The sequence below is a fragment of the Streptomyces sp. 17_S59 genome (genome assembly GCF_056930295.1).
This window is the reverse complement of the sequence record NZ_JBXOWD010000001.1, coordinates 303,566-328,981: the sequence shown is the minus strand read 5'-3', so window position 1 is coordinate 328,981 and position 25,416 is coordinate 303,566. Positions and strand designations below refer to the sequence as shown.

General features: G+C 73.5%; 23 protein-coding genes. 11 read left to right on the top strand and 12 right to left on the bottom strand.

Annotated elements, in window-relative coordinates; all coding sequences use genetic code 11:
• Positions 1-77: 77 nt before the first annotated feature.
• Both AC1Z4A_RS01505 and AC1Z4A_RS01500 read right to left on the bottom strand, forming a co-directional pair.
• Positions 78-2,636 carry a class III lanthionine synthetase LanKC N-terminal domain-containing protein gene (locus AC1Z4A_RS01505; RefSeq protein WP_483675985.1) on the bottom strand — a complete coding sequence of 853 codons (2,559 nt, stop codon included), beginning with the start codon at positions 2,634-2,636 and terminating at the stop codon, positions 78-80.
• A gap of 43 nt (positions 2,637-2,679) precedes the next feature.
• Positions 2,680-3,741 carry a radical SAM protein gene (locus tag AC1Z4A_RS01500; RefSeq protein ID WP_483675984.1) on the bottom strand — a complete coding sequence of 354 codons (1,062 nt, stop codon included), beginning with the start codon at positions 3,739-3,741 and terminating at the stop codon, positions 2,680-2,682.
• A gap of 243 nt (positions 3,742-3,984) precedes the next feature.
• On the opposite strand from AC1Z4A_RS01500, the gene AC1Z4A_RS01495 reads away from it, so the two are divergent.
• Both AC1Z4A_RS01495 and AC1Z4A_RS01490 read left to right on the top strand, forming a co-directional pair.
• The gene (locus tag AC1Z4A_RS01495) at positions 3,985-6,057 is read left to right on the top strand and encodes a GAF domain-containing sensor histidine kinase (RefSeq protein WP_483675983.1); all 2,073 of its coding nucleotides are present in this window, start codon (positions 3,985-3,987) and stop codon (positions 6,055-6,057) included.
• 7 nt (positions 6,058-6,064) lie between these two features.
• Positions 6,065-6,736 carry a response regulator gene (locus AC1Z4A_RS01490; protein ID WP_483683473.1) on the top strand — a complete coding sequence of 224 codons (672 nt, stop codon included), beginning with the start codon at positions 6,065-6,067 and terminating at the stop codon, positions 6,734-6,736.
• A gap of 25 nt (positions 6,737-6,761) precedes the next feature.
• Here AC1Z4A_RS01490 and AC1Z4A_RS01485 read toward each other — a convergent pair whose 3' ends face one another.
• Positions 6,762-7,751, bottom strand: coding sequence for an NAD-dependent epimerase/dehydratase family protein (locus tag AC1Z4A_RS01485; RefSeq protein ID WP_483675982.1), 990 nt, complete (start codon positions 7,749-7,751; stop codon positions 6,762-6,764).
• A 135-nt stretch (positions 7,752-7,886) separates the two neighbouring features.
• Between AC1Z4A_RS01485 and AC1Z4A_RS01480 the strand changes: the two genes are divergently transcribed.
• The 3 genes from AC1Z4A_RS01480 to AC1Z4A_RS01470 all read left to right on the top strand — a co-directional run bounded on the left by AC1Z4A_RS01480 (position 7,887) and on the right by AC1Z4A_RS01470 (position 11,499).
• Entirely contained in the window at positions 7,887-9,395 is a 1,509-nt protein-coding gene (locus tag AC1Z4A_RS01480) for an FAD/NAD(P)-binding protein (protein WP_483675981.1), read from the top strand.
• 93 nt (positions 9,396-9,488) lie between these two features.
• Complete coding sequence (locus AC1Z4A_RS01475) at positions 9,489-10,430, top strand: oxidoreductase (protein WP_483675980.1); 942 nt, start codon at positions 9,489-9,491, stop codon at positions 10,428-10,430.
• Positions 10,431-10,524: 94 nt separating this feature from the next.
• Positions 10,525-11,499 carry a hypothetical protein gene (locus tag AC1Z4A_RS01470; RefSeq protein ID WP_483675979.1) on the top strand — a complete coding sequence of 325 codons (975 nt, stop codon included), beginning with the start codon at positions 10,525-10,527 and terminating at the stop codon, positions 11,497-11,499.
• A 7-nt stretch (positions 11,500-11,506) separates the two neighbouring features.
• On the opposite strand, the gene AC1Z4A_RS01465 is transcribed toward AC1Z4A_RS01470, so the two are convergent.
• The 3 genes from AC1Z4A_RS01465 to AC1Z4A_RS01455 all read right to left on the bottom strand — a co-directional run bounded on the left by AC1Z4A_RS01465 (position 11,507) and on the right by AC1Z4A_RS01455 (position 14,918).
• Entirely contained in the window at positions 11,507-13,033 is a 1,527-nt protein-coding gene (locus AC1Z4A_RS01465; protein WP_483675978.1) for a 4-hydroxyphenylacetate 3-hydroxylase family protein, read from the bottom strand.
• Positions 13,030-13,884, bottom strand: coding sequence for a TauD/TfdA dioxygenase family protein (locus AC1Z4A_RS01460; protein WP_483675977.1), 855 nt, complete (start codon positions 13,882-13,884; stop codon positions 13,030-13,032). Before AC1Z4A_RS01460 ends, AC1Z4A_RS01465 begins: the two co-directional genes overlap by 4 nt.
• 83 nt (positions 13,885-13,967) lie before the next feature.
• The gene (locus tag AC1Z4A_RS01455) at positions 13,968-14,918 is read right to left on the bottom strand and encodes an L-tyrosine/L-tryptophan isonitrile synthase family protein (RefSeq protein ID WP_483675976.1); all 951 of its coding nucleotides are present in this window, start codon (positions 14,916-14,918) and stop codon (positions 13,968-13,970) included.
• 99 nt (positions 14,919-15,017) lie between these two features.
• On the opposite strand from AC1Z4A_RS01455, the gene AC1Z4A_RS01450 reads away from it, so the two are divergent.
• Complete coding sequence (locus AC1Z4A_RS01450) at positions 15,018-15,974, top strand: LysR family transcriptional regulator (RefSeq protein WP_483675975.1); 957 nt, start codon at positions 15,018-15,020, stop codon at positions 15,972-15,974.
• A gap of 27 nt (positions 15,975-16,001) precedes the next feature.
• Here AC1Z4A_RS01450 and AC1Z4A_RS01445 read toward each other — a convergent pair whose 3' ends face one another.
• The 3 genes from AC1Z4A_RS01445 to AC1Z4A_RS01435 form a co-directional block, all read right to left on the bottom strand.
• A complete protein-coding gene (locus AC1Z4A_RS01445; RefSeq protein WP_483675974.1) occupies positions 16,002-16,493 on the bottom strand; it encodes a MarR family winged helix-turn-helix transcriptional regulator in 492 nt (163 codons plus the stop codon).
• Between the two features lie 53 nt (positions 16,494-16,546).
• Positions 16,547-17,953 (bottom strand): MFS transporter, encoded by a 1,407-nt coding sequence (locus tag AC1Z4A_RS01440; RefSeq protein ID WP_483675973.1) that lies wholly within the window; start codon positions 17,951-17,953, stop codon positions 16,547-16,549.
• A 134-nt stretch (positions 17,954-18,087) separates the two neighbouring features.
• The gene (locus tag AC1Z4A_RS01435; protein WP_483675972.1) at positions 18,088-19,179 is read right to left on the bottom strand and encodes a PP2C family protein-serine/threonine phosphatase; all 1,092 of its coding nucleotides are present in this window, start codon (positions 19,177-19,179) and stop codon (positions 18,088-18,090) included.
• Between the two features lie 199 nt (positions 19,180-19,378).
• On the opposite strand from AC1Z4A_RS01435, the gene AC1Z4A_RS01430 reads away from it, so the two are divergent.
• Positions 19,379-20,338: a GlxA family transcriptional regulator gene (locus AC1Z4A_RS01430; RefSeq protein WP_483683472.1), complete on the top strand. Its 960-nt coding sequence runs from the start codon at positions 19,379-19,381 to the stop codon at positions 20,336-20,338.
• A gap of 46 nt (positions 20,339-20,384) precedes the next feature.
• Here AC1Z4A_RS01430 and AC1Z4A_RS01425 read toward each other — a convergent pair whose 3' ends face one another.
• On the bottom strand, positions 20,385-20,840 hold the full coding sequence (locus AC1Z4A_RS01425; protein WP_483675971.1) for a carboxymuconolactone decarboxylase family protein: 456 nt from the start codon (positions 20,838-20,840) through the stop codon (positions 20,385-20,387).
• 59 nt (positions 20,841-20,899) lie between these two features.
• Here AC1Z4A_RS01425 and pdxR point away from each other — a divergent pair, with 59 nt between their 5' ends.
• The gene (gene pdxR, locus AC1Z4A_RS01420; protein ID WP_483683471.1) at positions 20,900-22,327 is read left to right on the top strand and encodes a MocR-like pyridoxine biosynthesis transcription factor PdxR; all 1,428 of its coding nucleotides are present in this window, start codon (positions 20,900-20,902) and stop codon (positions 22,325-22,327) included.
• 99 nt (positions 22,328-22,426) lie between these two features.
• Positions 22,427-23,143, top strand: coding sequence for a B3/B4 domain-containing protein (locus AC1Z4A_RS01415; RefSeq protein ID WP_483675970.1), 717 nt, complete (start codon positions 22,427-22,429; stop codon positions 23,141-23,143).
• A 22-nt stretch (positions 23,144-23,165) separates the two neighbouring features.
• Here AC1Z4A_RS01415 and AC1Z4A_RS01410 read toward each other — a convergent pair whose 3' ends face one another.
• A complete protein-coding gene (locus AC1Z4A_RS01410) occupies positions 23,166-23,495 on the bottom strand; it encodes a putative quinol monooxygenase (RefSeq protein ID WP_483675969.1) in 330 nt (109 codons plus the stop codon).
• A gap of 253 nt (positions 23,496-23,748) precedes the next feature.
• Between AC1Z4A_RS01410 and AC1Z4A_RS01405 the strand changes: the two genes are divergently transcribed.
• The gene (locus tag AC1Z4A_RS01405; protein WP_483675968.1) at positions 23,749-24,264 is read left to right on the top strand and encodes a DM13 domain-containing protein; all 516 of its coding nucleotides are present in this window, start codon (positions 23,749-23,751) and stop codon (positions 24,262-24,264) included.
• Between the two features lie 11 nt (positions 24,265-24,275).
• On the opposite strand, the gene AC1Z4A_RS01400 is transcribed toward AC1Z4A_RS01405, so the two are convergent.
• Complete coding sequence (locus AC1Z4A_RS01400; RefSeq protein ID WP_483675967.1) at positions 24,276-24,818, bottom strand: hypothetical protein; 543 nt, start codon at positions 24,816-24,818, stop codon at positions 24,276-24,278.
• Between the two features lie 167 nt (positions 24,819-24,985).
• On the opposite strand from AC1Z4A_RS01400, the gene AC1Z4A_RS01395 reads away from it, so the two are divergent.
• Positions 24,986-25,381 (top strand): RNA-binding S4 domain-containing protein, encoded by a 396-nt coding sequence (locus AC1Z4A_RS01395; RefSeq protein WP_483675966.1) that lies wholly within the window; start codon positions 24,986-24,988, stop codon positions 25,379-25,381.
• Positions 25,382-25,416: the final 35 nt, after the last annotated feature.

Sequence of the window (25,416 nt, the reverse complement as noted above, 5' to 3'; positions counted from 1 at the left end):
GCAACCGTCCGGGGCGAACGGCCGGCGCGCCTCCCTCGGCCGCTCAGACCTGCCCGAGGGTGCTGTGGTAGCTGTTGCTACACGGCCACTGGGCGGGGGGCTCCTCCTCCAGCTCCTGCAGCTCCAGGATCTCCGACACGTCGTTCACCTCCCCTCGGGGGCGGGGCCGGCTGCGCATCGAGGAAGGGCAGGACGGGACCGCTCCGTTCGAACGCCGAGTCCAGCGCGAGCAGGACGCCCGCGGCGCCCGTCGCCAGGTCGGCCGACAGCCGGAGCATGCGGAAGCCGGGGAACGCCAGGTGCCCCCGGTACGACTGCGCGTACCAGGCCAGCCGCCGGACCTGGCGCAGCAGGGCGGGGCCGTCGGCCGGCTCGCCGAGCGCGGCGAGGACGGCGATCGAGCCCGCCCGGCCCCGCAGCAGCCCGGCGTTGCACACGTACAGGGGGTCGCAGGTGTTCCGGAGCGCGGTCAGCAGCGCCGCCCGGTCCGGGTCCGGGCGGTGGGCGTGCAGGTCGCGCAGGACGAAGGCGAGGCCGGTGCTCCCGCCGTGCAGGTAGGGCAGCCGGGCGGTGCCGTCGAAGAGGGCGACGGTGCCGTCGGGGAGCGGCCGCAGCCGGGCGAGGTCCAGGGCCAGCGCGCGCTCGGCCAGGCCGAGCCAGGACGCGTCCGCCGTCTGCTCGTACACGCGCAGGAAGAGCAGGGCGATCCCGGTGGCGCCGTGCAGCAGCCCGTACGGGGCGGGGCCGCGCCGCGGGGCGGGCAGCGGGCCGTCCCGGACGAGGCGGGCCAGGCCCTCGCACAGCCGCAGGGCACGGTCGTGCAGTGCGGAGTCCCGGGTCAGGGAGGCGAAGTGCAGCAGGTTCAGGGCCATGCCCGCGGTGCCTCCGGCGAGGTCCGGGCGGCTCTCCGCGGCTTCCGCGGCGCGGCAGCGGTCGAGGAGTCCGAGGGCGTCCTCGCGCCGCCCGAGCAGATCGAGGGTGAGGGCGACGCCGTGCAGGCCGTCGTACAGCCCGGGCCGGGGCCGCCCGTCCCGCGCGGCCGCCGCGACCAGCCAGTCGGCGTACGGACCGGGGACGCGGGCGCCCGCCCGGTGCAGCGCGTAGAGGACGCCGGCCGCGCCGTAGCCGAACGCGTGGCCGCCGATGGTGTGCGGCCCGGTGGGCGTGCCGGGGAACAGCCGGTCCGGGCGGCAGGGGGTGGCGGTGCTGTGGATGCCGTGGACGAGCGAGGCGCGGATCGCCGGCCAGTCGGGCCGCTCCGCCGTGAACAGCGCCCCCGCCCGGTCCGTTTCCTGCGGCCGGCCGGTCGGCCACAGGCCCGCCAGCAGCGCCGTGCCGTAGCCGGGCGGCACGGGCCAGTGCCGCTCGACGGCGGCGGTGAGGGTGTGCAGCTTCGCCGGTTCCCGGTACGGCACGGGCAGGAACAGCCACAGCCGCAGCCGGTCGAGCAGGTACCGGTTGGCGGCCGCGCCCCGCAGCCCCTCGGGTGCGGTGAACCCGGGGTCGCCGACCGGGGACGGCCGGCCGTCGGCCAGGTCGGTGAGCGAGGCGAGCCCGACGAGGACGACGCGGCCGTCCGGCCGCAGCACGACGTGCTCCGGGCCCAGCTCCCCGAAGCGCAGCCCGCGCGCCTGGATGTGGAGCAGCGCCCGCTCGATCCGGTCCAGGACGGCCAGCGCCCAGTCGGTGTACGGGCCCGTCTCCCGCGCGGCCCGCTCGGCGGTCGTCAGCGGGAAGGCGCGCGCGGCGGCGGCCTCCAGCGTCGTTCCCTCGACGTACTCGCGGGCGAGGAAGCGGTGTTCGGCGTAGGCCCGGTGCTCGGTGAGCCGCGGCACGCACGCGAGGCCGGCCAGCTGCTCCAGCGCGGCCCGCTCCCGGGCGAGCCGGGCGACGGCGTCCTCGTCCCACCGGTCGAGACCGGCGTGCGGACGGGCCTCCCGCAGCACCACCCGCTCCCCGGAGCGCCGGTCGACCGCGAGGTACGTCCCGCCCCCGGCGCGCAGCCGCAGTGCCCGCTCGACCCGGTACGGGAAGCCGCCGGGCGGCCCGACGCGCAGCGCCCGCAGGTCGGCGCGCAGCACGTCCGGGAGCGGCTGCCCGTCCGGCAGGGCGAAGGCGGCGGCCGGGCGGGTCCCGGGGGTGCTGTACTGGGTGTACAGCGGACCGGCGCCGTGCCGCAGCGTGCCCAGCACGTACGGGCCGGTGAGGCCGTCGAGGAGGACGCCCAGTTCGATGAGGACGGTGGCGAGTTCGTCCTCGTCCGCGGTGTGGACGGTGACGAGCCGGCCCGCGGTGAGCCGGTCGCCGCGCTCGTCGTTGAGCGCGCGGGCGGTGGTGGTGCTGCGAATGAAGTCGAACGCCAGCTTTCGTTCCACGCAGTGGCCCCACACGATCTCCACGGCCCTGGCCACGTCCGGCATGCCGACCGAGACGTGGACCCGCCAGCCCTGTGCGGGCGGGGTGGTGCCGAGGGGCCGCATGGTGATCCGCCAGCCGGACTCGCGGCGTTCCCAGCCGGGCGGCGGGACCCGTCGTGCCGCGGCGAGCCGGTCCCCCTCGTCGGGGCAGCGCTCGGGGAGGTCGTAGAAGTCGGGGTCGGCGAGGCAGAAGCGGTCGTAGTCCTTGAGCGTCAGCACGGCGCGTCCCTTTCGGGGCGAGGACTGTCGGCGTGAGGGTTTCCTAGAGCGCGAGGGCGCTGAATTCCGGTGGATTCGTGCGCACCGCGCGGCGGTCGATGCGCGACCGGTCCTCCGGGGAGGCGAAGTGATAATCCATGCGCCGGACCGCTTCCGCCCAGTCCTGCATGGTGCGCACCGCCGAAAGGGTCTCCACCACGAAGGGGTCCTTCAGCCGGGAGACGCCCCGGTACCAGAGGTCGAGCGGGGATTCCCGGAGAATGTTTCCCACTGTCCCTTCGTAGACGGGCAGCGCACGCACGGCACCATCCGGTTCGATCTGCATCACGAGCGTGTCGACGCCACTGGCGAACCGCTCCGGCCGCATCACCAGGTTCTGATTGTCCGTGGTGAACACCCGCACCCCGGCGGGCGCGAGCCGCTGGAGCCGCTCGCGCTGCCGCTCGCTCGTCAACTGCGCCACCTGGTCGTCGTCGAGAAGTTCGAAGTGGCCGAATTCCGGGCGGCTGGCCAGGCCTTCGGGAACGGCGGCGTTGAACGTCAGGCTGCGCAATTCCGGGAACCTGGGGGCAATGGCCGTGCAGAATTCCTCGAGCTGGGGGAAATTGCTGCGGATGACGACGCAGTCGATGCCGAACCACAGCGGCGCCCGCTTCCGGCGCCTGCGCTCCCGGGCCACCCCGTCGAGCAGGGTGAGGGCGCTCAGCGCCCGGTCGAAGGAGCCGCGGCGGCCCCGGATCCGGTCGTGGACCTGTGCCGTCGCCCCGTCGAGGCTGACGACGACCTCGTCGAAGACCCGGGCCAGTTCGGCCGCCATCCAGGGTTCCATGATCCAGCCGCTGGTGTAGACGGCCGTCTTGACGCCCGCCCGGGAAAGCCGCTCGGCGACCTCGAAGATCCCCTTGACGACCAGGGGTTCACCGCCGGAGAGCGCGACCACGCGCGGATTCAGCGAGATCAGCGCGTCGGCGACCCGGAGCATGTCCGCATGGCTCAATTGCCGCGGTGCCCGCCTGCCGGATTCCGAATAGCAGTGCGAGCAGCGCAGCGGACAGGCATAGGTGGTGTCCCAGACGACCACCTCGGGACCGGAAGACACACTCATGGTTACCTTTCGGCTTTCCTTGAATCGCACAATCGATCGTCGTACCGGGGGAGTCGGGGGCGGCAGGAGGAGCGGTGAACACCGGGCAAATGGCGGGCAATCAGAGCCTGCTGGGCCGGGCCCCGCCGGGAACACCCCGGAATCCTCCGATCGCGTTGGCGGTTTTCCGCTATGCCGTCTGCGGGACATCATCTGGACTCCCGCCGGGGCGGCCCCGATAATGTCGCGCGTGAGGGCTTCGCGTTGAGGACACCCCCCAGGGTCCTGCCGATACGGATCGCCGCGGTCTTCGGCGGGCTGTGCCTGCTGTGGGCCGTCACCACCGGAGCGTTTCTGCTGCGGAACAACACCGTCACCCTGCCGTGGATCCTGGGCTCCGTGCTGCCCTGTTACTGCGCCGGGCTGTTCGCGTGGTGGCACGCCCCGGCGAGCCCGGTCGCCCGCCGGCTGCTGCTGGTCGGCACCGCGCTGTCCGTCAGCATCGGCATCCGCTACACCTCGGCGCTGCTGACCACCTGGTACGGCTGGGACCTCACCGCCCCGGAGAACGGCCTGCCCTCCCCTGAGGCGTGCCTGTTCGTCCTGCCCGCCGAGTGGGACAACCTGGCGGTCAGCATCCTCGTCGTCCACCTGCTGGCCCTGCTGCCCGACGGCCGCCACCGCTACGGCCACGAACGCCCGGTCCTGCGCTCGCTGTGGATCCTGCAGGCCCTGCCGCTCGCGCTGCCGCTGGCGGGCGTGCCCACCCGGATCGTGGAATACGTGGTGTTCTACTACCCGGAGGCATGGCTGCCCGGGGTGGGCGCCACGCTGCTGGTCGCCCGCTGCCTGCGGGCCCGGTCGGCCGGGCAGCGGGACGTCGCCGCCCTGCTGCCCGTCGCCGTCACCGCGGCGGTGCTCTTCCTGGGCCGGGCCGCGTCCCGGCTGTTCCGCACCTGGCACGGCGAGTCGGGGATCCTCTACCTCGTCGGCTCGGTGCTCGGCGCCCTGCCGTACGTCCTCATCTCCCTCTCGGTCGTCTACGCCGCGTTCCGGTACCGGCTCCTGGGCGTCGACATCGTCATCCGCCGCTCGGTCGTCTACGGAACGCTGTGGCTGATCATCAGCGGCTGGTACCTGGGCATGGCGATGACGCTCGGGCTGACGGCCGGTCAGTACTTCCCGATCGGCCTGTCGGTCCTGGTCGCCGTCACCGCCACGGCCCTGTTCCAGCCGCTGCGCGCCCGGCTCAACCGGCTGGCCGAGCGGCACGTCTTCGGCAACCGGCTCAGCAGCTTCGAGCTGATCGTCCAGTTCGGCAGCGCCCTGGAGCACGCCTACGACCTGCACCGGCTGGCCCCCCAGCTGGCCGCCGGCCTCCAGGAGGGCCTCAACCTCCGCTGGGCCCGGGTGCGGCTGGGCGGTGGGGACCTGCCCGCCCACCTCGGCACCGCCGGCGAACCGCCCTGCGGCGAGCGGCGCAGCAGCACCGCCGGCGGCTTCCCGCTCTGGTACGGCAACGACATCCTCGGCCTCATCGAGTACGGCCCCAAGGCGGAGGGCCGGTTCACGCCCGAGGACCACGACGTGGTGGAGACCCTCGCCCGGCAGGCCGCGCTCGCCGTGCACAACGCCCGGCTCGCCGCCGAACTGTCCACCCGCGTCGACGAGGTGCAGCGCCAGGCCGGGCAGCTGGACGCCTCCCGAGCCCGCATCGTGCACGCCCAGGACAGCGAGCGGCGCCGCATCGAGCGCCGCCTCCACGACGGCATCCAGCAGGACCTCGTCGCCCTCGTCGCCAAGCTCAGGCTCGCCCGCAACCGGCTCGCCCGCGGCGGCGACATCGACACGGTGCTCACCGAGGTCCAGGACGACGCCTACCGCGTCATCGACGAGCTGCGCGAGGTCGCCCACGGCATCCACCCGCCGGTCCTCACCGACCAGGGCCTGGTGGCCGCCGTCACCTCCCGCGCCCGCCGGATGCCGATCCCGGTCACCGTGCGCATCGAGGAGTCCCTGGACCGGGTGCGCTTCGCCCTCGACATCGAGGAATCCGCCTTCTACGTGGTCTCGGAGGCGCTGACCAACATCCTCAAGCACGCGAACGCCTCGCACGTGACGATCCGCATATCGCGCACGGAAGGCTGGCTGCTGGTGGAGGTCCACGACGACGGCGTCGGCTTTGCCACCGGTACCACCGGGGGGTCGGGGCTGACCGGCATGCGGGACAGGATCGAGGCGGTCGGCGGAGACCTGCTGATCACCAGCGGGACGGACGGCGGCACCCTGATCCGCTCCCGGCTGGCCGAGCGTGTGCGGGAGGAGATCAGTGACTGAGGAACCGATGCGCGTGGTCATCGCCGAGGACCACTACCTGGTGCGCGAGGGCACCAGACGGCTGCTGGAGGACACCGGGCACGTCGTGGTCGTCTCGGCGGTGGGCGACGCGGCGGAACTCCTCGACGCCGTCGAGGAGCTGCGCCCCGAGGCCGTCATCGCGGACATCCGCATGCCGCCCAGCCACCACACCGAGGGCATCGCCGCCGCCCACGCCATCCGGGCCCGCCACCCCGGCATCGGCGTCGTCATGCTCTCCCAGCACGCGGACGAGAACTACGCCTTCGACCTCTTCCAGCGCGGCACCGACGGCCTCGCCTACCTGCTCAAGGAGCGCATCGGCGAGCTCGACGAGCTGCTGCGGGCGCTGCGCGAGGTGGCCGCCGGGCGCTCCGTCGTCGACCCGCGCATCGTCGAGGTGCTCATGGGCAGCCACACCCGCGCCGCGGACGCCCCGCTGGCGGGGCTCACCCGGCGGGAGCTGGACGTGCTGCGGCACATGGCGGAGGGCAAGACGAACCGCGCGATCGCACAGGCGCTGGTGCTGTCCGAGTCGACGATCGAGAAGCACGTCAACTCGACGTTCGCCAAGCTCGGCCTGGCGGAGGAGCCCCAGCTCCACCGCCGCGTCAGCGCCGTGCTGGCCTATCTGCGGCACGCCCCGCGGGGGGTGGGGTGAGCCCCGGCGCCGTGCGCCACCCTCCCTAAAGGGCGTCCTGCAGCACCTTCGCCTCCTTCTCCGGGTCCAGTCCCACCACCGGCCGGTCGGGGCGCTGCGGCGCCACCCCGCCCAGGCCCTCCAGCCAGGCCCAGGTGTCCGCCACCGTCTCGGCCACGGGGCGGCACCGCAGCCCCGCCGCCACGGCCTTGGACACGTCACCGCAGTGGAACCGCTCGTACAGCTCTCCCGGCGGCATCCAGACCGGCAGCTCCGACCACGGCTCGATCCCGGCCGCCAGGATCCGCTCCGGTTCCGTCCAGCGCAGCTCGGCGTCCGACCCCGTGGCCCGCACGCACGCCTCCAGCAGGTCGCCCATGGTGCTGTGACCCGAGGGGCTGACGAGGTTGTAGGGGCCGCCCAGCCCGCGCTCCACCGCGTCCAGCGTCCAGGCCGCCAGATCACGCACGTCGATGTACTGCAGCGCCAGGTCGCGCGGGCCCGGCGCGAGCACCGCACCGCCGCGCGCGATGCGCCCCAGCCACCACGGCAGCCGCCCGATGTTCTCGTACGGCCCCAGGATCAGCCCCGCACGCACCAGCAGCGCCCGCTCGCCGAACGCCTCGACGGCCGCCAGCTCACCGCCCCGCTTGTCCGCGGCGTAGTCCGTCTGCCCCGCGTCGGGCGACCCGTCCACCAGAGGGCATTCCTCGGAGAGCCGGCCCGGCGGGGGGAAGGCGTACACCGAGGCACTGGAGACGTACGCGTAGCGGCCGACGCGTCCGGCCAGCAGCCGGGCGGTGTCCCGCACCGCGGACGGGGCGGCGGACCAGGTGTCGACCACGACGTCCCACTCGCCCTGCGCCAGCGCGTCCAGCCCGCCCGCGGCCGTGCGGTCGCCGTGCAGCGCGGCGACGCCGGGCGGCGGCTCGTGACGGCCCCGGTGAAAGACCGTCACCTCCCAGCCGCGCGCCAGGGCGTCGTCCGTGACGGCGCGCCCTACGAACTCCGTACCTCCGAGCATCAGCAGTCTCATGGCTGCGACCCTGCCTCCTGGCAGCCGTTTTGGGGAGCCCCGCACGCTCTCAGCGGAATCGCCCAGGGCGAACCGGTGCCCACGCATTCCGCCATGAGAGCGGGGGCAGGGTGAGGTTCGGAAGGGAGGTGGCCCATGGAACGCATGGCGTCCCGGGGGCGGGATGTGGCGATCGTGGGTACGGGTGTCGCCGGGACCAGCGTCTTTCTGCATCTGGTGCGCGCGCTCGCGCAGGGCGGGGGCGCGCCGGTCCGGTCGGTGCTGCTGGTGGACCCGAACCCCGTCGGGTGGGGGCTGGCGTTCGGTGACCACGACGAGCTGCTGCTGTGCAACAGCGCCGCGGAGGTCAACTCCCTCCTTGCCGACCGGCCGGGCGACTTCACCGACCACCTGCGGCAGCAGGGCCTGCGCGGTGACCCCCTCGACTGCGTGCCCCGGGCCCGGATGGCCGAGTACTGCCACGCCCGTTGCACCGAGGCCCGGGCGGAGGCCGAGACGCTCGGCGTCGACGTGCGGCACGTGCGGGCCGCGGCCGAGCGGATCGACACGCGGCCGGGTGCGCCGGGCGGGCCGCTGCGGCTGCGGCTGAGCACCGGCCAGGACGTCACCGCCGACCAGGTCGTTCTGTGCCAGGGCGTCCACCGCCCGCGCATCCCGGCCGGCTTCGAGCCCTTCACCGGCCACCCCCGGTACCTGGACAGCCCGTACCCCGCCGAGCGCACCCGCAAGGCGGTACGGCCCGGCAGCCGCGTGCTCGTCCTCGGCACCCACCAGTCGGCCGTCGACGCGGCGCTGCTGTTGTGCCGCGACGGTCACCGGACCACCATGACCTCCCCGTCCGGCCTGCTGCCCTCGGTGCGGGTGTCGCTGGCCGCGCCCGTGCGCGAGCTGCCGCCGCTCGACCGCATCGCCTCCCTGGACCCCGCCGATCCGCTGCTGGAGGACAAGGTCCGGCGGCATGTCGTCGAGGCCGTCCGGCTGCTCGGCGACCGGCCGCTGCGCCGCCAGGTCTCCGTCGCCCCCGACGCCGTGCAGCGGCTGCGGGAGGAGACGGCGCTCGTGGACGCGGGCGCCTGCCCGTGGACGGGCCTGGGCGTGGCCGTCATGGAGGCGGTCATCGCGCTCGGCGCGCAGCTGCCGGCCGAGCGGCTCAGGGCGCTGATGGCGCGCTTCTCCTGGTTCACCAGCCGCTATGTGACGGCGCTGACGGTCGTCAACGCCAGGCGGCTGCTGGCGCACGTCGCCTCGGGTGTGCTCGACGTGGCGCCCCACTACCCGCGGGCGGTCGCCCCGGAAACCGGCGGATGGCGGGTGACCTGGCCCGATCCGGGCGCTCCGGTCCACTTCGACCACGTCGTCAACGCCACCGGCTTCCACCTGCCGGAACTCCACTGGGCGCCCGGCGGCGGGGCGCTGCACCTCGCCTGGCCGCCACCGGCCGGGGGCACCGCCGTGGACCGGCTGGCGGCCGACCTGCGGGTGCGCCGCACCCCGGAGGCGCCGCCCGAGCGCATCTGGGTGGTGGGTGTGGGCACGCACCTGCGCATCCCCTTCTCCAACCACCTGCGCAACGTGGTCCGGCAGGCCCGCCAGGTCGCGGACGAGGTGGCGAGCGGGGCGCCGCCCGGGGCCGCCGCCGTGTGAGCCGCCGCCACCGGCGGGCGCGCCTTCCCGCGGCGGCTGCCCGCCCGGCGGACAATACGGACGCCCTTTCGCGACCGGCCGCCAAGGAGTCACGTGCACGACAGCTGGACCCCCGAGGACATGCCGGGTCAGGAGGGCCGGCTCGCCGTGGTGACCGGTGCGAACGGCGGCATCGGCTACGCCACCGCGCGGGCCCTGGCCCGGGCCGGTGCCGAGACCGTGCTGACCGGCCGGGACGCGGGCAAGGCCCGGCACGCGGCCGAGCGGCTGGCCGGCGAGGTGCCCGGCGCCCGGGTGCGCCCCGACATGCTGGACCTCGCCGACCTGGCGTCCGTCACCGGGTTCGCCCACCGGATGGAGAGCGCCGGGCGCCCGGTCGACGTGCTCGTCAACAACGCGGGGGTGATGGCCGTTCCGGAGCGCCGCACCACCAAGGACGGCTTCGAGCTGACCTTCGGCACCAACCACCTGGGCCACTTCGCCCTCACCGGCCGGCTGCTCCCGCTGCTCCTCGCGGCGCCCGCCCCGCGCGTGGTCACCGTCAGCGCCGCCATCTCGCGCAGCCCCATCGCCGAGCTGTCGGACCCGCAGAGCACGCACAAGTACCGGCCCATGGCCGCGTACGCCAAGTCCAAGCTGGCCAACGTGCTGTTCGCCGTGGAGCTGCAGCGCCGGGCCGGGGCGGCCGGCACCACGCTGACCAGCCTGGCCGTCCACCCGGGCACCAGCCTGACGGGCCTGCAGCGGTACGCCTCCCGGCCGGTGCGGGCCCTTGAACGGCTGTTGCTGGAGCGCTTCGTCGGCCAGCCCGTGGAGCAGGCGGCGTGGCCCTCGCTCTACGCTGCCACCGCCCCCGGCATCACGCCCGGTGGCTTCTACGGGCCCACCGGCCACTTCGAGGAGCGCGGCGCCCCCGGCCCGGTGGAGCTGCCGGTGCTGGCCGAGGACGCCGCTCTCGCGCGCCGGCTGTGGGAGACCTCCGAGTCCCTCACCCGGGTGCGCTACCCCTGGCCCGGCCCGGCGTGCACCCTCTGAGCACCTGCGGAGGGCCCTGCGGCGGCGGGATGCCGTCGATCGTGGCGGGAACCCGTCCCTTGCCGGGCGCGGGGCCGGGCGCTGCAATCGCCTCATGGCGACGACCCGAGAGAGACCCCGCGGCGGCTCCCGCACAAGCAGCCTCCTCAACCACCCGAAGATGGCCACCGGGTTCGATCAGTTCCTCCACGCGCTGCGCGGCAGAAAGCCGCGGCGTGTCCCCGGGCTGCCCGGGGAGCCCCGCTGGCGCGGCGACTTAGTGGCCCCGGACGTCAAGGGCCCGCGCGTGGGGCTCCAGGAGTTCGGCTACGCCTCCCACGAGCTGAACACCGGCTACGGCACGGTGGACGACACCGCTCTCGTCGGGCCCGTGCAGATCCTCACCCCGGAGGGCCTGGACTGCCTGACCGAGGTGTGCGACAGGCTGGAGGGTGCGGCCGGCACCGCCCGGTTCATCACCACCCGGCGGGTCCGCAGCGCCGATCTGATGTCGGCGTTCATCAACAACATGATCCGCGACCGGGGCTTCCTGCTGACCTGCTCCCGCCTGGCCGGGGTGCCCCTGATCCCGCATCCGCTGCGGATCCCCACGGTGCAGATCAACTACTTCGAGGCCGACGGCCGTTCGGACGTCGTGAAGTGGCACCACGACGGCATGGACTACGTCCTGACCATCCAGCTCAACGGCTACGAGGACTACGACGGCGGCCGCTTCAGCTACTTCCGGGGCCGCACGGACGAGTTCCCGGGCGCCCGGGAGGGCGATCCGCGGATCAAGGAGGCGCCGTGCGGGGAGCGCGGGGCGACGCTCTTCCTGCACGGCAGCCGGATCTTCCATGCCGTCTCCCCGGTGACCCGGGGGCGGCGGGTGACGGTCGTCGTCTCCTTCTTCTGCCCCTACTTCGCCCGCCAGGACTCCAACACCTTCTGGCACCTGGCGGCCGACGACGGCATCCCGGCCACCGTCCCCGGCTGGCTCCGGCTGAAGTGGCCGGTGCGGGACCCGGCCATCGACTTCAGCCTCCGGTCCGGGAGCCCGGTGATCACCTGGGACGACCTACGGGGCTGACCCGTGCTCACGGCGTGCGCCAGGGGCCCCTCGTCCACCCCGACGTGTCGTAGTCCGCCATGCACTCGGCCACGAACGCCTCGTACTCCGCCATGGCCCCCCGCGCCGTCGCCCACTTCAGGGCGTCGAGCCGGACCTGCTCGCCGTTGCCGGAGTAGTGGCGCTCGTACAGCTCGTGCCGGCCGCCGAACTCCGTGCCGATCGTGTCCCAGATCAGCTTGAACAGCTTGATCCGGTCCTGCGCGGTCGTGCCCGAGCCGCGGTAGAAGCGCTCCACGAGCGGGCGCAGTTCGGGGTGGTCGAGGTCGTGGACGCTGGAGGGGACCACCAGCGGGGAGCCGCCGAGGCTGGTCTCGAACAGCTCGTGGACGCGGTCCCAGACCTGCGCGTTGTACATGCGCATCGCGGACGCGTACTCCAGCTTGGGCAGGGCGATGCCGTCGGTGCCCGGCTCCGGGTCCATGGCCATGGCCGTGGTGAGCCCCCAGACCATGTTGCGCATGGTCACCAGCTCGCCCACGGCCGCCTGGATGCCCCGGAAGGCGTCCGTGCCGTTGGCGCGGGTGCCCAGCGACAGCAGGCCGGCCATCAGCTCCAGCTTGACGCTCAGCCGGGTGCCGGACTGGAAGTTGTAGAGGTTGGCGAAGCCGGACTTGGCGTAGAAGCCGGTGGACCGCCGGATGTCCCGGTGGACCAGCACGTCCTCCCAGGGGATGAGGGCTTGGTCCAGCACCAGCACCGCGTCGTTCTCGTCGAAGCGGCTCGACAGCGGGGCGTCGAAGGGGGCGCGGTCCGGCCGGGCGTAGGGGGTGCGGCAGATCAGCTTCACGCCCGGGTTGTCCATGCGGGCGAAGAACACCACCGCGAAGTCCTCGCCCTGGCCCGGGGTGAGCGCGGCGGAGGCGACCGGGGCGACGAAGCTCGCGTTGGTGATCGCCGAGCCGGTCGCGAGCATCTTGGCGCCGGAGACCACGATGCCCGCGTCCGTCTCCCGCTCGACGTGCACGAAGACGTCGCGCATGTCGTGGATGGCCTGCTTGCGGTCGGTCGGCGGGTTGATGATCACGTGGTTGAGGTAGAGACCCCTGCCCGCGAACTCCTGGTACCAGCGGACCGCGTTGGGCGCGAACTCGCCGTAGTAGCCGGCGTTGGCCGCCAGCCCCGACATGAAGGCGGCCTTGTAGTCGGGGGTGCGGCCCAGGAAGCCGTAGCCCATCCGCGACCAGAGGGCGATCGCCTCGCGCGCGGCCAGCAGCTCCTCCGCCGACCGGCTGGGCTTGAAGAAGCGGTGGGTGCGCAGGCCGAAGTCGTCGGTGGCCGTGAGGACGTCGCGGGTCTCCGGCGCGTGCAGCGCGTCGTAGAGCCGCGCCACCGACAGCGCCGAGTTGGCGAAGGCCGGGTGCTCGGTGACGTCCTTGACGCGCTCCCCGTCCACGTACACCGCGCGCCCGTCGCGCAGGCTGTCCAGGTACTCCTCGCCGGTCATCAGGGAGTGGGCCGGGGCGGCCGCCGGGGGAGTCTGCGGGGCCGTCATCGGACCAGCGCCGGGTTGTTCAGCGGCGGCGTGCCGAGCACGTGGACGCGGCGCAGGTGGCGCGGCGAGCGGCTGGCGAAGGCCTCCCGGCCGTGCAGCAGCGTGTAGTTGTCGGCGACCACCACGTCGCCGGTCCGCCAGGCGTGCGCGTACAGGTGGCGCGGGTCGTGCAGCGCCTCCTGGAGGGTGCGGTGGAACTCCGGAAGCTGCTCCTCCGCTACGCCGGTGAACGTCAGGTCGGGGTGGTTGATGAACTCCTCGCCCGGCGGCACCGGCTCGTTGTACCGGATCACCGGGAAGCCGTCGGGGTGCGTCGTGACGACGGGGGAGACGCACTCGCCGGAGTAGTCCGTGACCGCCCGCCGGTAGCGGCCGGTGACCTTCTCCCACAGCTCGCGGTGGGCCGGGTCCGCCTCGCGCAGCACCGCCTCGGTCTGCGAGAAGGTCGTCCGGCCGCCGTTCCCCTCGCCGGGTGCACTGACGCAGTGGAAGATCTGGAACTCGGCGATCTGCTCCCGGTACATGCTGTCCCAGTGCAGCGGCACGTAGCGGTGGTCGAAGATGTGGTCCTCGGGGTCGTCGTGCTCGACCAGTTCCAGCACGGCTCCGTACGGCCACATGCCCAGCTCGCCCCAGCCGGCGCTGTACTCGGCCAGTTCCTCGGCATTGCCGAAGCCGGCGAAGCCGCGCAGCAGGAGCAGGTGGTGCTCCCGGGCCAGCTCGCGGAGCCGGGCCACGGGCAGGTCGGTGACGGGGGCGCCCGGCGCGGCGGCCTCGATGCGGAGGCCGAAGGGCTCCAGCGGGGTGCAGGGATGGCCGGCTATGCGGGCACTGTCCTGGGTCGTGCTCATGACGGTCCTTCGGTGAGGTGGAATCCGGGTCTCGTGCGCGTCCGTGTGCATATCCGTGTGCGCGGTGCGGCGGCTCGGGCGGTTCAGGCGGCGAGGGCGGTGCGCAGCACGTAGTGGCTGGGGCGCCCGGCCACCAGCACCGGCTCGGCGCCCTGCGCCTCGGCCTCCTCGCGCTTGACGAGCACGTAGCCGCCGTCGCCCGTGTCCAGCGCCACGCTGTGCCACGGGGTGAGCCAGTTGTCGGAGGTCTCCACCAGGTGGATGCCGAGCTTCTCCGCACCGCAGGGCTGCGGGTGGATGGACAGTCGTACGGCGCCGGGGAACCGGTCGGCGAGCAGGTCGCCCCACGCCTTGCTGCGCTGGATGACGGTGTAGGCGCGGGCCCGGGCGTCGCGCTGCAGGGCGGCGCGGCTGCCGGTGTAGTCGGGGGTGTTGCCGTCCTCGAACAGGAAGCGGGTGATGGCCCGGTAGAGGGCGGTCTCCTCGCCCGCGCGGACCCGCTCGCGCAGTTGCTCCAGCGGCTCGGCGTACTGCTCGGTGAGGATCTCCCGCATCCGGTCGTGGCCGATTCCGGCCAGTTCCGGGACGTCCTCCAGGTTGAACAGCCCGAGACCGGCGGGCTGCGGCAGCGCGTCGATCAGCGACTGCATCTCACGCTGGTAGGCGGTGATGTGCTCGTCGGGGATGCCGACGGCGTCGCTGAAGACGCGCCCGTCGGAGCAGATGAGGATCTCCGCGCCCGGCGCGTACACCTCTGCGATCCGGCGGGTCAGCCCGCTGAGGAACTCCAGTGCCAACTGCTCGGCCATGTCGGGCAGCACGCCCAGTACCTTGGCCGTGTTGGGGGACTTGCCGGGGAAGGCGGGCAGGACGAAGCGTACGGGCTCGCCGGCGGCCACGTACCGTTCCACTCGCGGGACTTGTGCGTCCAGGCAGGCCGGGCACGGTGTGTCGGCGCAGCTTCCCGTGCGCTGGTGGCGCAGGACCAGGTCCATGACTCGACGTGCGGTGCGGCTGACGCCTGCGTCCGCCATTGGTGCCCTCCCGGGAAGTGCCGTTCGCTGTGTGCTCCCGGCCCACCTTGGCAGGTACTGGAATTTTCAAGTAATCCCATTTGATCATAGTATCGGTCTATGGATCTGGAAGTTCGCCATCTCAGGGTGGTCTGCTCGATAGCCGACGCGGGCAGCATCACCAGGGCGGCAGCCGCGCTGGGCCTTTCCCAGCCCACCCTCACTACGCAACTCAGGCGTATCGAGAGGATGCTGGGCGGGCCGCTCTTCGTGAGGTCCCGGCGGGGGGCGTCCCCCACCGCGCTGGGGGAGTTCGTGCTCGCCAGGGCGCGCTCGGTGCTGCCGTCGATCGACGCGATCCAGCGCGAGTCCGCGCTGCACACCGGGTCGGCCGAGGGGCGCCGCCCGCTGCGCTACGTCGCCACGCCCGGCCCCTTGGCGGTGGGCCTGGTGCGCGAGTTGAAGGAGCTGTTCCCCGGTGCGCTGCCCACCCTGCGCACGGAGACCAGCATGGCCGCCGCGGCCGATCTCGTGATCAGTGGTCAGCAGGATCTGGCGGCCGTGGTCGAGTACATCCGGCCCGGCTCCGAGCTGTCGCCCGACCTCCGCTCGGCGACCGTCGCCACCGAACCGGCCTTCGTGCTGCTGCCCATCACCCACCCGCTGGCCACGCGGCAGGAGGTCGCGCTGGCGGAACTGGCGCAGGCGGAGTGGACGCTTCCGGCGAACACGGGCAACGGCCTGTTCGAGTCGTTCACCGCCGCCTGCGCCGAGGCGGGCTTCGTGGCGACGGTCCGGCACGAGGCCGAGGCGGCCCTTGCCCGTGAACTCATCGCGGACGGCCAGGCGGTGAGCCTGGGACAGGCCACCTTCCGCAGCACCCCGGGCATCGTGCCGCGCCCGCTGACGGACAGCCCGCTGCTCATCAGGCACCTCCTGCTGTGGCACCGGCTGGGCCCGGTCGCCGCGCACACCGAGGACCTCCTCGCCCGCGCCGAACAGGTGTACGCGACCGCCGTGCGGCGCAGCCCGCACTATCTGGACTGGCTCGCCGACCATCCGGCGCCGCGGTCCTGACACCCCCTCCGGTCGGGCGCGGTCGCGCTACTCCTCCTCGGCCAGCCGGGACAGCAGGCCGAGTGCCTCGACGACCACGGCCTGCTCGCGCGCGTCCAGACGATCGCGCAGCGCCTGCGCGATCCAGCCCTCGCGGGTGCGGCGGACCTCGGCGAGCTGGCGGCGTCCCTGGTCCGTGAGGGACATGATGCTCTGCCGCCGGTCGCTGGGGTGCGGCGCGCGCTCGACCAGTCCGGCGTCCTCCAGGGCGCCCAGTGTCGCGCCCATCGACTGCGGCCGCACCCGCTCGGCCCGCGCGAGGGCGACGGTCGTGGCGGGGCCGTGGCGGTCGAGGCGGCTGAGGACCGCGGCCTGGGACAGCGTCACGTCCGCGCCCTCGGAGGCCGCCCGCAGGCGCCGCATCAGCTGTCCCGTCAGGACGCGCAGTCTTGCCGCCGCTTCGGTCAGCTCTGCGGGGTCCGGGGCTGCCGGGACGGGAGGCTGCTGCTGTTGGTCCGTCTGGTCCGTCTGGTCCTTCACGAAGCAAAGGGTACCTTTCGAACGGGCGGGTCCGTGCCGGACTTCCACCGGGTTCATCGGGTCTCCGCGGCGCCGTCCCGCGGCAGCCGGCGGTCCGCGAGGGTGGCCAGCAGCAGGAGGGCGGCGAGTACGGCCAGCGCCGCCGCGACGATGTGCAGGCCGTGCGTGGTGGCACCCTGCCCGTAGACCGGCCCGATCAGGCCGGCGGAGGCGATGGCCCCGAGGTACTGCGCGGTGCGGAAGAGCCCCGCCGCCGTTCCGGCCTGCCCGGCGGGGGACTGGGCGTACAGGGCCGTCTGGTTGGCCACCGAGTTGAGCCCGTTCGGCAGCCCGAAGACCACGCCGATGCCGAGCAGGAGCAGTACGGGCGTGCCGGACCCTACCGGCAGCAGGGCCGCCGCGCCCACCGTCATGGCCGCCGTGCCGAGCAGCAGCGGCCCGCGCACCCGCCTGCGGCGCGAACCCGCCCAGGAGCACACGGCGGCCGTGACCGACATCGGCAGCATGATCAGCCCGGTGACGGCCGCCGAGCAGCCGCGGACCTCCTCGAGCCACTGCGTGTACCCGTAGAGGACGCAGTAGACGACCAGGTAGGCGGCGCCGTTGCGGGCATAGGTGCGCACCAGCGGCCGGTTCCCGGCCAGCATGCGTAGGTCGAGGAACGGCCTGCGGGCCCTCAGCTCCCATACCACCAGCGCGGCCCCGGCCGCGGCGGCCGGCACGAGCAGCAGCCACTCGGGGCGGTCGAGGCGCATCAGGAAGAACATCAGGGGCAGGAGGGCGGCCGTGAACAGGAGGACGCCCAGCGGGTCCAGAGCCGTCCGCAGGGGTTCGCGGCGGACCTCGGAGCGTGGCTCGTCCGGAGGCAGCCACAGCAGGGCGAGGGCGAGTCCCACCGCGGCCAGCGGGACGTTCACCGCGAAGACGGACCGCCAGCCGACCAGTGCGACCAGCAGCCCGCCCAGCGCCGGGCCGATCGCCGCGCTGCCCAGGGCCGCGATGGTGAGCGCGCCGAGCACGCTGCCCGGGGCCTCCCTGCCCAGCCGCGCCGACTGGGCGCGGATCATGGCCATGGCGGCCGGATAGGCGGCGGAGGTGCCGATGCCCAGCAGGGCGCGGACCGCGACCAGCGCGCCGAGCGAGGAGGCCGCGAGCCCGGCCAGCCCCGCGATGCCCACCAGGGCCAGGCCCGCCAGATAGACCCGCCGGGCGCCGAGCCGGTCGGCGGCCCGGCCCATGGCGGGCTGCGCCACCGCGCTCGCCGCGTAGAGCCCCGAGACCAGCCAGGCCGTGTCCGTGGCTCCGGCGCCGAAAGCGTGCCCGATGGGGACGAGCGCCGTGGAGATCATGGTCGAGTTGACCGGGTTGAGCATGGAGCCGATCACGACGGGCGCCACGAAGCGGGGGCCGAAGCCGGCCTGCGGACTGCGAACGGGTGGGGGTGCGGTGTGTGCGGCCATATTGGAAGGCTAGCTTTTAAGTAGGAAACCTTGCAAGGCTTCCTTTCTTTTTTGGGGTGCGGCTGGGTCTGAGGTCGTACCTGAGCTTGAGGCCGCGTCCGGGCTGGAGGCCGTGCCCGCTGCCGGGTGCCCGCTCACCGGTCCCGGCGGACCACCAGTAGCGCCGCGTCGTCGGACAGCTCCCCGCCGGTCCAGGCGCGCAGGTCCGCGACGATCCGGTTCGCCAGCGCGTCGGGGGTCTGCTCGGACATCCCGGCCAGCCGCTCTGTCAGCGGGTAGAAGCGGCCGGAGGCGTCCCGGGCCTCGGTCACCCCGTCCGTGTAGAGCACCAGCAGGTCGCCGGGGGTGAAGGTGAAGAGCCGCCGCCCGTACTCGCCCGGGACCAGCTCCCGCAGTGCCAGCGGCGGGTCGGGGGCCGGTGACTCCAGCTCCGTGACCGTGCCCGCCCGCCACAGCAGCGGCGGCAGGTGGCCGCAGTCGACCAGCTCCGCCGGGGCGCCAGATTCCGGCACTCCGAGCAGGGCGGCGGTCACGAACTCCTCGCCGGCCCGGCGCCGGGCCACGGTGGCGTCGAGCCGCAGGGCCACCGTGGTCAGCTCGGGCTCCACCTGGGCGGCCTCCCGGAAGGTGCCGAGCACGTCGGACGCCGTCTCGATGGCGGACAGGCCCTTGCCCCGCACATCGCCGATGATCACCCGCACCCCGAACGGCGTCGACAGCACCTCGTACAGGTCCCCGCCCACCCGGGCCTCGGCGGCGGCCGCCTGGTAGCGCACCGCCACCCGCAGGCCGTCGACCCGGTCGGCGAGCGGGCGCAGCAGGGTGCGCTGTGCGGCCTCGGCGACGGAGCGCGACTGGAGCAGTTCGCGCTCGCGGGTCGAGACGAGGATGACGTTCGCGGTGCTCACGCAGGTGATGGCGAGCACGGTGGCCGCCGCGGTCAGGTGGACGGGCAGGGCCACCTCGGGGTCGGCCACGGCCAGCGGGGCCACGACCGCGAGGGCGATGAGCCCGGCCAGCAGGGGGCCGCGGGCGCGCCGGGTGCCGATGCTGGCGAGGACCGGGGCCGTGGCGAGCACAGGGGAGAAGGTCAGGGTGGGGTTCGAGGCCAGATCCATGGCCACGGCCACGGCGAGCAGCATGTAGGCGGCCAGGACCAGGGGGCGCGCCGCGCGGGGGAGCGGGGGCGTCCCGGGCGGTTCGACGGGACCTGGGTCTCGCTTCATGATTGTTTCCACCCTAGGGGCCGGGTTCCCGGCCGCAAGCGGACCGGCGCGGGGTGGTCGCGGGGCCGCCGGGGTGGGTGCGTGGCATAAGCTGTCTTATGCCCAGAAAAAAGGACATTACTCCATAAAGGTGATCGCCTCTGCCTTCGGGGGTTCCGCCAGGGTGCGCCACCCGATGATGGCCAGTGTGAGCGGCAAGGTGGACACGCGCGACGTGCTGATCGTCGTGTACGACGGAGTGCAACTGCTGGATGTCGCGGGCCCGTTGGACGTCTTCGACTGCGCCGTGCGCGAGGCGGACGCCGGATACCGGGTCCGGCTCGCCTCGGTGGGCGGCTGGGACGTGTCGGCCTCCGCCGGCACGCACCTGGGCGTCGCCGCCGACCTGGCCAGAATCCGCAAGCCGCCGGACACCCTCGTGGTGGCCGGTGGCCACGGCTACGCCGCCGCGGTCGGCGACCGCGACCTGGTCCGGCACGTGCGGCGGCTCTCGAACGGGGCCAGGCGCACGAGTTCGGTGTGCACCGGCGCCTTCGTCCTGGCGGAGGCGGGCCTGCTCGACGGGCGCCGCGCCACCACGCACTGGGCGTACTGCTCCGAGCTGGCCGCGAACTACCCCGACGTGTCGGTGGAGCCCGACGCCATCTTCGTCCGCGACGGGGCGGTCGTGACCTCGGCCGGGGTGACCGCGGGCATCGACCTGACGCTGTCCCTGCTGGAGGACGACTTCGGGCCGGAACTGGCCCGGACGGTGGCCAAGTTCCTGGTCGTCTTCATGCAGCGGCCCGGAGGGCAGTCCCAGTTCAGCACCTGGACCCGCGCCGAGCCGCTGCGCGGCGGAGCCCTGCGGGACCTGGTCGACGCCATCGACGCCGACCCGTCGGGCGACTTGTCGGTCCCGGCGCTGGCGGCACGGCTGGGCATGAGCCGGCGGCACTTCAGCCGGCTGTTCACCCAGGAGGTGGGGGTCAGCCCGGGCGCGTACGTCGAGCGGGCCCGGGTCGCCGTGGCCCGCTCGCTGCTGGAGGGCTCCGCCGACGGCGTCGACGCGATCGCCGGGCAGTGCGGGTTCAACACCGTCGAGACGATGCGGCGCGCCTTTGTGCGCGAGACGGGAGTGTCACCGGCCGCCTACCGCGACCGGTTCCGCAGGGGGTGACGCGCGGCACCCCCTGCGAGCCGCGGGGCTTCAGGGGTCGGCCTGGCTAGTCCATGCCGGGGATCTTCCGTGTGGTGACGGCGATCCGGTTCCAGGCGTTCATGGTGAAGATCAGCGCTATCAGGTGCGCCAGCTCCTCCTCGTCGAAGTGCCGGGCGGCCCGTGCGTACACCTCGTCGGGGACGAAACCGTCGGTGAGGACGGTCACGGCCTCCGTCAGCGCGAGCGCGGCCTGCTCCTTCTCGGTGTACAGGCCCGCCTCCCGCCAGGCGGGGAGCAGGTGGATCCGCTCCTCGCGCTCACCGTCCTTGCGGGCCTGCCGGGTGTGCATGTCCAGGCAGTAGGCACACTGGTTGAGCTGCGAGGCACGGATCCGGACCAGCTCGACGAGGACCGGGTCGAGGCCCTCCGTGGCGGCCGCGTCGAGCGCGATCATGGCCTTGAAGGCCTTCGGGGCGGCGTGGGCGAAGTTCATGCGCGGAGCGCGTTCAGTCGTGGTCATGGCTATGACCCTAGGCCGGGAACCGGCCCGCCCCATGGTGCAATTCATGCGTGAAACCGATGGTCAATCAGGCGGGCGGGCCGGTCCGCGGACAAGCGGGCGACGCCCCCGGCAGCGATCTCCATCTGGAGCTGGACGACGGCCCGGGCGGCCGCCGCGGCGCCCTGCTGCGGGCGCTGCGCGACGCCGTCCGCACCGGCCGTCTCGCCCCCGGCACCCGGCTGCCCGCCTACCGCACGCTCGCCGCCGACCTGGGCCTCGCCCGCAACACCGTCGCCGAGGCCTACGCCGAACTCGTCGCCGAAGGCTGGCTGACCGCCCGTCAGGGCTCGGGCACCCGCGTCGCGTCCCGCGCCGAGCCCCCACGCCCGGACCGCCCGCACACCCCAGCCGCCCCGCGCCGGGCGCCGCGCCACAACCTGGTGCAGGGCACCCCGGACGCCTCCGCCTTCCCCCGCACCGCCTGGCTCGCCTCCGCCCGGCGCGCGCTGACCGCCGCACCCAACGACGCGTTCGGCCCCGGCGACCCGCACGGCCGTCCCGAACTCCGCGCCGCCCTGGCCGAGTACCTCCCCCGGGCGCGGGGCGTCCGGGCCGACCCCGGCCGCATCGTCGTCTGCTCGGGCTTCGCGGGCGCGCTGCGCCTGCTGGGCCGGGTGCTGAGCGGGACGATCGCCGTGGAGTCCTACGGGCTGGGCTTCCACCGCTCCCTGCTCACCGGCGCCGGGCTGCGCACGGTGACGCTGCCCCTCGACGCACACGGTGCCCGGGTGGAGGGGCTGGCGGAGACCGGTGCGGGGGCGGTGCTGCTGACGCCCGCCCACCAGTTCCCGACCGGCGGCCCGCTGCACCCCGAGCGGCGTGCGGCGGTCGTCGACTGGGCGCGGGCGACCGGCGGGCTGGTCCTCGAGGACGACTACGACGGCGAGTTCCGCTACGACCGGAAGCCGGTCGGCGCCCTGCAGGGCCTCGACCCGGAGCGGGTCGTCCACATCGGCTCGGTCAGCAAGAGCCTCTCCCCGGCGCTGCGCCTCGGCTGGATGGTGCTGCCCGGCCACCTCGTGGACGCCGTCCTCGAGGTGAAGGGCGAGCGGGAGCCCACGGCCAGCGCCCTGGAGCAGCTGACGCTCGCCGACTTCATCGCCTCGGGCTCGTACGACCGCCATGTGCGCCGCATGCGGCGGCACTACCAACGGCGGCGCGACCGGCTCCTCGCGGCCCTCGCCGAGCGCGCCCCGCACGTCCGGGTCACCGGCATCGCCGCCGGCCTGCATGCGGTGCTCGAACTCCCGCCCGGCACCGAGCGCGCCGTGGTGCAGGGCGCCGCCTGGCAGGGGCTGGCCGTGGAGGGCCTGGGCCTCTACCGGCACGGGGAGGCCGCCGGGGTGCCCGGCGACGGGCTGGTCGTGGGGTACGGCACGCCGCCCGAGCATGCCTTCACGGGGGCGCTGGATGCACTGTGCAGGGCGCTGCCGCCTCAGGAATGAGGTTTCCGGCCTTCGCTTGGTACAGTCGAAGAGACTTCTTAGTTCACTGAACTGATCTAAGTCGTACTGTATCGATCCGTACCGATCCGAGGAGAAGGCGTGGCAGCCGACACCGCCGACATCAAGGCCTGGCTCGACACCGTGTCCGTCGACCCCGCCGTGCGCGACCTGCGACCCGACTACCGCGCCCTCGTCGTCGTCGCGGAGGGGCTGCGCCCCGGGCCGAGCGACGAGATCAGCGAGAAGCTGCTGGTATCGGCCGAGGAGAGCGCCAGGCGGTGGCTCGCGGACACGGCCGTGGAGGACCACCCGCACCTGGCCGCGTGGCGCGAGGCGTTCCGGGCCTTCGGCGCCAAGCCCCAGCGCACCCGCCCCAGCGCGGAGGCCCTGCTGCGCCGCGCGGAGTCCGGGCTGCCCCGGGTGGACCGGCTCACCGACATCTACAACGCGATCTCCGTGGCCCACGTCCTGCCGCTCGGCGGCGAGGACCTCGACCACTACGCCGGACCGGCGCGGCTGGTCCGGGCCACGGGCGACGAGCCCTTCGAGACCACGGCCGGCGGGGAGGCCGCCGTGGAGCACTGCCCGCCCGGCGAGGTGGTCTGGCGCGACAACGCGGGCGTCACCTGCCGCCGCTGGAACTGGCGTCAGTGCACCCGCACCCGGCTCACCCTCACCACCACGCGTGCGGTCTTCATCCTCGACGCCCTCGGCCCGCTGGACGACGCCGCGCTGACCGCCGCCGGGGATGCGCTCACCGAGGCGCTCGCCGAGAGCAGCCCCGGTGCGACGACGGCGGCACGCCTGGTGCGCTGACCCGCAAGGGGGCCGTGGGCCGTCAGCTCTCGCGCGGCGTCAGCTCGGCCATCGCCGACCAGCCCCGGCCCGGCACCTCGACGTTGACGATCTCCGGAGTGCTCGCGATGTAGTCCGGCATCCAGGCCATGGCCGTCTTGAAGTGCTCCGAGTTCACGTGCACCGCGCCGGCGTCGCCGTCCTCGAAGGCCTCGACCAGGACGAACTGGTGGGGGTTGTCCACGCTCCGCGACCACTCGTAGAAGATGTTGCCGGGCTCCTCCCGGGTGGCCCGGGTGAAGTCCTGCACGAGGTCGAGCCACTTGTCGCTGTGCTCCGGGCGGACGGTGAACTTGACGACGATAAAGATCATGACGTGCTCCTGGGCATTCTGGGCGGTCCGGAATGGTGAACGCGCACCATCCTCACCGGCCCGGCACGGGACCGCGAGCGAAAGCGCGCCGATTCCGGCCCTGCCGGAAAACGGGCCGCTCGTGGACGCCCGGCCGCGGGCGCACGTAAGACTTTCGTCATAGGTTTCCCGGATCCCTGCCGCCCGCGCACCGCGTTTGTACAGGTGACAGCTGTACAGGTGACTGGGCAAGGGCTTGCCTCGGGAGGCGGAGATGGGACGCATGCGGCGGATGCTGAGCAGGCCGGTGGTGATCGGGGTGCTGGCCGCCGGGATCGTGGCGGTGGGCGTGGGGCTGTACTGGTTCCAGCCGTGGAAACTGTGGGTGAACACCACGGTCCGGGAGGCCCCGCCCGCGGCCATGGGCGCGAGCGCCCCGAGGACGCTGGCCACCGGACGGCTGATCAGCCACGAGCACGAGACCAGCGGCAGCGTGCGGATCCTCGAGCTGCCGGACGGGAGCCGCACGCTGCGCCTGGAGAACCTCGACACCAGCAACGGCCCGGACCTGCGGGTGCTCATCACCGACGCCCCCGTGAAGGAGGGCCGGGCCGGCTGGTACGTCTTCGACCGCGGCGCCCACGTCAGTCTCGGCAAGCTCAAGGGCAACAAGGGAAGCCAGAACTACACCCTCCCCGCCGGCCTCGACCTCAACCGGTACACCAGCGTCAGCATCTGGTGCGACCGCTTCGACGTGTCCTTCGGCGCCGCCGCCCTCACCCGTACGTGAACGAACAGGCCCTAGGAGGCCGTGACCTCGGTCGACGCGGCCACCGGCGCGGTGCCGTCGATCACGCAGTTGACCGTGATGCCGAAGAGGTGCACTGCCGCGTTGCCGGGTGTGAAGGTCGCCGTACCGGCGTTGTCGAGCTGAGCGGAGGCGGTGCCGCCGGTGAGGCCGACGTTCGATCCGCTGGGCACCGGGTCGGGGTTGGTGAATCCGGTGGCCGTCACGCTGCCGGAGCCCGCGCCGCCGATGTCGATGGTCATGTCCCCGGTCACGGTGTTCGCGGGGAGGTTGACGGGGGTCGTGAGCTTGGTGGAGACGTCGATCCTGAGATCCGCGGTGCCGCCCTGCGCAACGCTGGCCGGGGCCGTCATGGTGACGTCCAGCGACTGGACGCCGCTGGGTGCGCCGGGGCCGGTGCAGGTGTAGCCCACGGACACGGTGTCGGCCACGGCCGCGGGCGCGCCCAGGCCGATGCCCGCGCTCGCCAGCGCAGCGACCAGGGCCGCTCCGGCCATGGTCCGTCTGCGTGTCCTCGGGGTTGTGGGGGTGTTCATCGCCGCGCTCCCTTCCGTCCCGGGCCAGGCCAGGGGAGGGTCTGATGTGAACACGTCATCAGTTGCACGGGGTGCCGAAGAAGTCAACGGCCGTCCGGCGCGTGGCCGGAAGACATCGCCCGTAATCGGCCAGACGCCACCGTGCGGCTCTGGCCTAGAGTGCGGGTATGGACACAGACGAGGGGACGACGGTCCGGCTCGACAGCTGGATCTGGTCCGTACGCCTCACGAAGACCCGCTCCCTGGCCGCCACCGCCTGCCGCGGCGGCCACGTCCGCCTCAACGGCGAACGCGCCAAGCCGGCCCAGCCCGTGCACCCGGGCGACGAGATCCGCCTGCGCCATGCCGGGCGCGAACGCATCGTGGTCGTCAAGCGCCTGGTGCGCAAGCGGGTCGGGGCGCCCGTAGCGGCGGAGTGCTACATCGACAACAGCCCGCCACCTCCGCCCCGCGAGGCCGTCGCGGCAGCCGGGGTGCGCGACCGCGGCACGGGCCGGCCGACGAAGCGGGACCGGCGGGAGACGGAGCGGCTGCGGGGGGACGGGAAGTCCTACAGCGTCTGACTGTCGGGCTTGTGGGGACCTTGCCGGGAGCATGT

Excerpts from the sequence above, each read along its gene's own strand:
- AC1Z4A_RS01500 (WP_483675984.1), bottom strand. The coding sequence starts at position 3,741 with ATGAGTGTGTCTTCCGGTCCCGAGGTGGTCGTCTGGGACACCACCTAT.
- AC1Z4A_RS01490 (WP_483683473.1), top strand. The coding sequence starts at position 6,065 with ATGCGCGTGGTCATCGCCGAGGACCACTACCTGGTGCGCGAGGGCACC.
- AC1Z4A_RS01485 (WP_483675982.1), bottom strand. The coding sequence starts at position 7,751 with ATGAGACTGCTGATGCTCGGAGGTACGGAGTTCGTAGGGCGCGCCGTC.
- AC1Z4A_RS01480 (WP_483675981.1), top strand. The coding sequence starts at position 7,887 with ATGGAACGCATGGCGTCCCGGGGGCGGGATGTGGCGATCGTGGGTACG.
- AC1Z4A_RS01470 (WP_483675979.1), top strand. The coding sequence starts at position 10,525 with ATGGCGACGACCCGAGAGAGACCCCGCGGCGGCTCCCGCACAAGCAGC.
- AC1Z4A_RS01465 (WP_483675978.1), bottom strand. The coding sequence starts at position 13,033 with ATGACGGCCCCGCAGACTCCCCCGGCGGCCGCCCCGGCCCACTCCCTG.
- AC1Z4A_RS01460 (WP_483675977.1), bottom strand. The coding sequence starts at position 13,884 with ATGAGCACGACCCAGGACAGTGCCCGCATAGCCGGCCATCCCTGCACC.
- AC1Z4A_RS01455 (WP_483675976.1), bottom strand. The coding sequence starts at position 14,918 with ATGGCGGACGCAGGCGTCAGCCGCACCGCACGTCGAGTCATGGACCTG.
- AC1Z4A_RS01450 (WP_483675975.1), top strand. The coding sequence starts at position 15,018 with ATGGATCTGGAAGTTCGCCATCTCAGGGTGGTCTGCTCGATAGCCGAC.
- AC1Z4A_RS01440 (WP_483675973.1), bottom strand. The coding sequence starts at position 17,953 with ATGGCCGCACACACCGCACCCCCACCCGTTCGCAGTCCGCAGGCCGGC.
- AC1Z4A_RS01435 (WP_483675972.1), bottom strand. The coding sequence starts at position 19,179 with ATGAAGCGAGACCCAGGTCCCGTCGAACCGCCCGGGACGCCCCCGCTC.
- AC1Z4A_RS01425 (WP_483675971.1), bottom strand. The coding sequence starts at position 20,840 with ATGACCACGACTGAACGCGCTCCGCGCATGAACTTCGCCCACGCCGCC.
- pdxR (WP_483683471.1), top strand. The coding sequence starts at position 20,900 with ATGGTCAATCAGGCGGGCGGGCCGGTCCGCGGACAAGCGGGCGACGCC.
- AC1Z4A_RS01410 (WP_483675969.1), bottom strand. The coding sequence starts at position 23,495 with ATGATCTTTATCGTCGTCAAGTTCACCGTCCGCCCGGAGCACAGCGAC.
- AC1Z4A_RS01405 (WP_483675968.1), top strand. The coding sequence starts at position 23,749 with ATGGGACGCATGCGGCGGATGCTGAGCAGGCCGGTGGTGATCGGGGTG.
- AC1Z4A_RS01400 (WP_483675967.1), bottom strand. The coding sequence starts at position 24,818 with ATGAACACCCCCACAACCCCGAGGACACGCAGACGGACCATGGCCGGA.
- AC1Z4A_RS01395 (WP_483675966.1), top strand. The coding sequence starts at position 24,986 with ATGGACACAGACGAGGGGACGACGGTCCGGCTCGACAGCTGGATCTGG.